Below are 1,638 nucleotides of genomic sequence, written 5' to 3'. Positions count from 1 at the left end.
AGCGGCTGCTGATTAAAATAGTATTTTAGTTATTAATATTTTTTATGTATTGTTTATACATATATATTAAATAACTTGAGTAATTACCTAATACGCTATTATCTTTATATTATCAATTAATAGATATATTCGCGGTATAGCTAACAATATTGCCCGTCATTATCTCGATCCATGAAACAAGCTTGAATCCTGCCTCGACATCAATGTTAAGCGAATTACCAATATATCCTGGAACAGGCAGGTTACTGCATTTTATTTCTCCCCAATAAGGCTTGTTTCCAATACCTGTTTTAACCGGAGGGTAGACGTATATCTGTATTACGGGATTTACTACGCCTTCATGAGTAGCTATTGATACATTGATATTCCTTAGGGTTGCTGTAACTACATCATTGTTCTCGACGACAAGTCCAACCCATACCGTGGATGCATTATCCACATGGATCATAAGTGACCTATTATCGGTTGAAAGAACCACATCATTTACGCCTTTACACACGTACTCGTTTGCTGCAAATACTTTCCAAGAGCCTATTTCAAGATACGGCTTCCTTATATGAATGTAAATGTTCGCCTTTAAGCTGTCATACCACATTGAGTATCCTGCCGAAGCAGTAATGACTGCTATAAGCAGTAATGCGAACACGATAATACTAATTTCATATTCATGCATAATTAAATCAGCTCGGCCATGATAAGAGATAACATATAGTACTTATAAACCAAGTGTATAAGACATACTTTAAACCAGCCGAGGATTCCTCTAGATACCAACTAATTCATGGATATACAAGATTAGAAAAACCTGTTTTTGAAAACTAGCTGGACTGGGATTGAGGTCCACTGCTCTCCTTCTTTGCTTCCTCCTCGATCTCCTTTTCTATCTCCTCAATGGGTTTAGGAGGAGGTGTTGTTGCAAGTGTGTACCCTATCCATCCAAGTATTCCGAAGACTCCTGCAACAGCTATTAGTAGCGTTAACTGCATTAATAGCCCTGAATACTGTGTGAAGAATAATACGTAGGCATAGATTAGCACTACAATGATCGATATTGCTAGCAGGCCCCATCCAATCACTTGATCCCTACTCAAAACCCTGACCCCCCGTTAATTAATATCCATGTATTATTCATAAAAGGAGAAATATATATAAATAAATATGAAAAGGATGTTAAAGCTAGCCCAGCTCAGCAACTATCTCGGCTTTATCCCTGAGTATCCTGGCTTTCCCGCCAGTTGGTTGAACCAACTGTGTTCCACAAACCTTGCAGCGCGCTGGAAATGTCGAATGACTAAATACTATGTTCTCGGCACCACAGGTCCTACAGATAACCTTGTAGAATCTGCTTCTCGGGGCGGGTATCAATATCTTCGTCTTCTTCAACGCCCTCCCACCTCTACTAGCTCAGCCTTCTTAAGCCTGATGCCCTCCCTGTGTATTATATACCCGCATTTCGAGCATTTCAGCTTCAACACTGTCTTCTTTGTTACCTTGGCAAACCTCTTCTGCTCAGGCTTCCTCTTCGAACCATAACCCTTCTTCTTCCTGGCATATCTCCGTTCTCCCTCTGAGAGGCTCCTCCTCTTGCCATGCTTATATATCGTCACGCTATGCTCGGTATGGGTCCTGCATTTAGGG

4 protein-coding genes are annotated in these 1,638 nt (G+C 40.5%); all 4 read right to left on the bottom strand.

Going from position 1 to position 1,638, the window contains the following annotated elements; translation table 11 throughout:
• Window positions 1-112: 112 nt before the first annotated feature.
• A complete protein-coding gene (locus tag ACP5N5_RS06910) occupies window positions 113-673 on the bottom strand; it encodes a hypothetical protein (protein WP_428134476.1) in 561 nt (186 codons plus the stop codon).
• Between the two features lie 145 nt (window positions 674-818).
• Complete coding sequence (locus ACP5N5_RS06905) at window positions 819-1,091, bottom strand: transcriptional regulator (RefSeq protein WP_042667639.1); 273 nt, start codon at window positions 1,089-1,091, stop codon at window positions 819-821.
• A gap of 85 nt (window positions 1,092-1,176) precedes the next feature.
• The gene (locus ACP5N5_RS06900; RefSeq protein ID WP_012608558.1) at window positions 1,177-1,383 is read right to left on the bottom strand and encodes a 30S ribosomal protein S27e; all 207 of its coding nucleotides are present in this window, start codon (window positions 1,381-1,383) and stop codon (window positions 1,177-1,179) included.
• A partial coding sequence (locus ACP5N5_RS06895) for a 50S ribosomal protein L44e (protein ID WP_428134467.1) occupies window positions 1,380-1,638 on the bottom strand: 259 nt, incomplete at its 5' end. The genes ACP5N5_RS06900 and ACP5N5_RS06895, both read right to left, overlap by 4 nt.

This window comes from Desulfurococcus sp. (genome assembly GCF_049970475.1).
Taxonomy (GTDB): Archaea; Thermoproteota; Thermoprotei_A; order Sulfolobales; family Desulfurococcaceae; genus Desulfurococcus; species Desulfurococcus amylolyticus.
The sequence above is the reverse complement of the archived record's forward strand: the minus strand, read 5'-3'. Positions and strand labels throughout refer to the sequence as shown.

What these genes read in the sequence shown, in the direction of transcription:
- ACP5N5_RS06910 (WP_428134476.1), bottom strand. Translation starts at nt 673, where the DNA reads ATGCATGAATATGAAATTAGTATTATCGTGTTCGCATTACTGCTTATA.